Source organism: Microbacterium resistens NBRC 103078, from assembly GCF_001552355.1.
In the GTDB taxonomy this organism is placed as follows: Bacteria; Actinomycetota; Actinomycetes; order Actinomycetales; family Microbacteriaceae; genus Microbacterium; species Microbacterium resistens.
Genome location: NZ_BCRA01000103.1, coordinates 1 through 4520, shown reverse-complemented (window position 1 = coordinate 4520; position 4520 = coordinate 1). Strand labels below are relative to the sequence as shown.

The 4520-nt window shown below is 72.1% G+C and carries 3 protein-coding genes; 2 read left to right on the top strand and 1 reads right to left on the bottom strand.

Features of this window, described 5'->3' with window-relative positions:
- Positions 1–75: 75 nt before the first annotated feature.
- A complete protein-coding gene (locus MR1_RS15295) occupies positions 76–720 on the bottom strand; it encodes a TetR/AcrR family transcriptional regulator (RefSeq protein WP_067248795.1) in 645 nt (214 codons plus the stop codon).
- Between the two features lie 170 nt (positions 721–890).
- Here MR1_RS15295 and MR1_RS15290 point away from each other — a divergent pair, with 170 nt between their 5' ends.
- Both MR1_RS15290 and MR1_RS15285 read left to right on the top strand, forming a co-directional pair.
- Positions 891–3887 carry an efflux RND transporter permease subunit gene (locus MR1_RS15290; protein ID WP_084344765.1) on the top strand — a complete coding sequence of 999 codons (2997 nt, stop codon included), beginning with the start codon at positions 891–893 and terminating at the stop codon, positions 3885–3887.
- On the top strand, positions 3884–4520 hold a 637-nt coding region (locus tag MR1_RS15285; RefSeq protein WP_255218170.1), incomplete at its 3' end, for a YhgE/Pip domain-containing protein. The genes MR1_RS15290 and MR1_RS15285, both read left to right, overlap by 4 nt.

The window sequence follows — 4520 nt, the reverse complement described above, 5'->3', positions numbered from 1 at the left end:
TCAACGACCGGGAAGGGGGTCACCGCGTTTCGACTCGACGCTGCGCCCCTCGCTCAACGACCGGGCCCACCCGCCTCAGCGGTCGGCAGCAGGGCAGTCGTCGCCGAGCAGGAGCTCCACCACCGCGCCCAGCTCGGTGCTCGCGCCTCGGCGCAGGCGCTCGGCGTCCAGTCCCGCCATCGCGCCGCGGACGGTCCACCCCTCCCACGCGATCATGAGCATCCGCGCGGCGTCGCCCGGGGACACCCGGAGCGTCATGGTGCCCGACTCGACGATGTCGGAGATGATCCGGGCGATCCCGTCCACCATCTCCTGCTCCTGCTGCAGGTACGCCCGGCCGAACGCCTCGTCCCGCAGCGCGTGGATGCGGATCTCGCTGAGCAGCATGACGCCGAGACGGTCGTCGTTGCCGGTGTCCATGACCTGCTGGACGAGCTGGGTGACGTCGCACCCCTCGTCCAGCGCCCCGGACGCCGTCATCTCCGCCACGCGATCCCGCACCGCACGGAGCCGTTCGTTGCCGACGGTCCCCGCGAGCATGAGGAACAGCTCGTCCTTCGACTCGAAGTTGGAGTAGAACGCGCCGCGGGTGAAGCCCGCCCGCTCGCAGACGGCCTCGACGGTCGCACCGTCGAGCCCGGACTCGGCGAACACCTGCGCGGCGGCGTCGAGCAGGCGCGCTCGTGTGTTCTCCCTGCTGCGCGTCGACGTCGTCGACATCTTCCACCTCCTGATCGGCCGGCCCCGTCGCCGCCGATCTCTCGTCGATCCTCGCATGAGGAGCGGGACGGATTCACACCCCGCGCACAGAATGCGAGAGGGCCACCGGATTACGATACATTGACGTATCGGATACACGACTGTATCGAACTTTCCCGGGAGGAACCCCCGTGTCCACACTGCTGTCCTCACTCGGACGCTGGTCGTTCCGCCACCCGTGGCGCGTGCTCGTGTCGTGGCTGATCGTGCTCGGGATCGCCGGCGCCGGGGCGCTGACGCTCGGCTCGGGAACGGACAACACCTTCTCGATCCCCGGCACCGAGTCCCAGGCCGGTCTGGAGCAGCTGGAGCGCACCTTCCCGCAGGTCAGCGGGACGAGCGCGCAGTTCATCGTGGTCGCCGCCGACGGCGACCGGGTGACCGACGACGCCTATCGCTCCCCCATCGAGGACGCCGTGGACGAGCTCGCGGACCTGGACGGGGTGCTCGCGGCGACCTCGCCGTTCGACGAGAACATCGCCGGGATGGTGAGCGAGGACGACACCGCCGCGATCGTCCGGCTGCAGTTCGAGGGCCAGGCCACCGACGTGACCCCCGCGACGGAGGACGCCCTGCGCAGCGTGGTCGCCGAGCTCCAGGACCAGCTGCCCTCGGGCTCGGCGACCGTGCTCGGCGGGGACCTGTTCGCCATGTCGATCCCGGCGGTCACGATCACCGAGGCCGTCGGCCTCCTCATCGCCCTGCTCGTGCTGATCGTGACGTTCCGCTCGTTCGTCGTCGCAGGTCTTCCGCTCCTCACGGCGGTGCTGGGCGTGGGGATCTCGATGGCGGCCATCTTCGCCGCGACCGCCTTCGCCACGGTGTCGTCCACCACTCCCCTGCTCGCCCTGATGCTGGGCCTCGCGGTGGGGATCGACTACGCCCTCTTCATCGTCGCCCGCCATCAGGACCAGGTCCGCGCCGGGGTGGATCCGGAGGAGTCCGCGGCCCGCGCCACCGGCACGGCGGGCTCCGCCGTCGTCTTCGCCGGGGTGACCGTCCTCATCGCCCTCATCGGCCTCGGTTTCGCGGGCATCCCGTTCCTGACCACGATGGGCATCGCCGCGTCGGTGGCGGTGGCGATCGCCGTGCTCATCGCCGTCACCCTGACGCCCGCGATGCTCGGTTTCGTCAAGGGTCGCGTCGCCGGCCGGGCCAAGAGGCCCTCGCGACGCGCCCGCAAGGCCGGCGCGAAGACGGGCGCCGAGGACACCGCTGACGCCGAGACGGCGCACGACGCCCCCGCCCGCGAACCCGCCGCCCGTCCCTCGTTCTCCGAGCGCTGGGTCGCCGGGGTCACGCGGCGGCCCATCCTGGTCGCGCTCGCTGTCGTCCTCGGTCTCGGGATCGTCGCGGTGCCGGCGGCGAACCTCGCCCTCGCCCTTCCGAACGCCGGGGTCCTCCCGCAGGGGTCGGAGGCCCGGGAGAACTACGACCTCACCGCCGAGCACTTCGGTCCCGGCTTCAACGGACCGCTGATCCTCACCGGCACGATCGTCACCTCCACGGACCCGCTGGGCCTGATGGAGGACCTGGGCGAGGCCGTGGAGAAGGTGCCCGGCGTCGCCGAGGTGGCCCTCGCCACCCCGAACGAGACCGCCGACACCGGCATCGTACAGATCATCCCGACGACCGCCCCGGACGCGCCGGAGACGGCGGACCTCGTCCGGGAACTGCGCTCCCACCACGACGAGTGGCTGGACGAGTTCGGGGTGGACCTGAAGGTCACCGGCTTCACCGCCGTGGCGATCGACATCTCGGATCAGCTGGGCGCCGCGCTCCTGCCGTTCGGGATCTTCGTGATCGGCCTGTCCCTCGTCCTCCTCACGATCGTGTTCCGCTCGATCTGGGTGCCGATCACCGCCGCACTCGGCTACCTGCTGTCGATCGTCGCCGCCTTCGGGGTCGTCTCGGCCGTGTTCGAATGGGGCTGGTTCGCGGACCTCCTGCACGTCGCCCGCGTCGGCCCGATCATCAGCTTCATGCCGATCGTCCTCATGGGAGTGCTGTTCGGCCTGGCCATGGACTACCAGGTGTTCCTCGTGTCGCGGATGCGCGAGGACTACGTGCACGACCCCGACGCGAAGCACCCCGACCGCGCCACGCGCCGCGCCGCCGCGGTCCGGGCGACGCGCACCGGGTTCGCCGGATCCGCCCGCGTCGTCACGGCGGCCGCGCTCATCATGTTCGCCGTGTTCGTGGCCTTCGTCCCGGAGGGCGACTCGTCCCTCAAGCCGATCGCGCTCGGGCTCGCCGCGGGCATCGCGATCGACGCGTTCCTCGTGCGGATGACGCTGATCCCCGCCCTCATGGCGATCCTCGGCGACCGCGCCTGGCGGATCCCGGCGTGGCTGGAGCGGATCCTGCCCCACGTCGACATCGAGGGTGAGGCCGTGGAACGGGAGCGGAGCCTGCGGTCCTGGCCCGGTGACGACGCTGTCGTCGCCGCGGACGACCTCGCGATCGGCGACCGCCATCCTGCCCTGCGGAGCGTCTCGCTGCGACTCGCTCCGGGTGCCGCGCTCGTGATCACGGGCGCCGACCCCGTCGCCCGTCGGACGCTGGCCCTCACGCTCGCCGGACGCGTCCCCGCGTCCGGAGGCCGCCTCCGCGTCGCCGGCCATCTTCTTCCCGGCCGCGCGGCCTGGGTCCGCGCCCACGTCGGCTGCGTCGTCGCCGAGACCTCCGGGGATCCGCTCGCCGACCTGCGCGATGCCCTGCGCGGCCGTACCTCGCTCGTCGTCCTCGACGGCTGGGACGCCCTCTCCCCCGCGGACCGCGATCAGGCCGCCGCGCTCCTCCGGGACGCCTCCGCCCGGCTGTCGCGCGCGGCCCGCGATCCGCTCGCCGTCGTCGTCACCGCCGCCACGGCATCGGACGCGGCCGCCGCGCTGACCGACGCCGGGTGGCGAACGGTCGCCACGCACGACCTCGCCCTTCCCGCGCCGCTCGCGCGCCGGTCCTCCTCCGTGGATGAGCCCGACGAGGCGTCGAGCTTCGCCGTGCTCGGCCTCCCCGGCCCCGACGAACCGGACGACGGCCGCTCCGATTCCCACCGCACCGATCCCTCCGGCCGCGCCGAGGCAACCGCTTGGGCCGCACCGAGCGAGCAGAGTGAGACGAAATGACCACGCGCTTGTCCTCCCTCATCGAACGGGCGCGCTCGCGCCGCCCCGTCACCTGGCTGACGCTGCTCGGCGTGCTGCTGCTGCCGGGTCTTCTCGGGGGCGTCCTCGTCGCCGCTCTGCAGAATCCCACCGAGAGGCTCGAGGAGATGACCGCCGCGATCGTCAATCTCGATGAGCCGGTGGAGATCGACGGACAGCTCGCCCCGCTCGGCCGACAGCTCGCCTCCGGGCTCGTCGAGGGCTCGGACGACGCGGACTCGAACCTGACGTGGGTCATCTCGAACGAGGACGACGCGGCATCCGGGCTCGCCAACGGCACCTATCAGGCGGTCGTCACGATCCCCGAGGACTTCTCCTCCGCCGCGACCAGCGGCGGGCGAGCGATCAACGACACCGACGTGACCGCCGAGAAGGCCAGGATCTCCGTGAGCACCGCTCCGGAGGCCCGGGTCGCGGACGGGCTGATCGCGGACCAGATCGCGCAGACCGCGGCGACGACGATGGGCACCGCGCTGTCCGAGACCACCCTGGAGAACGTGCTCCTGGGCTTCACCACGCTGGGCGACCAGATCGGCGAGGCCGCGAACGGCGCCGACACGCTCGCCGGGGGCGCCCGGGACGCCGCGACCGGCG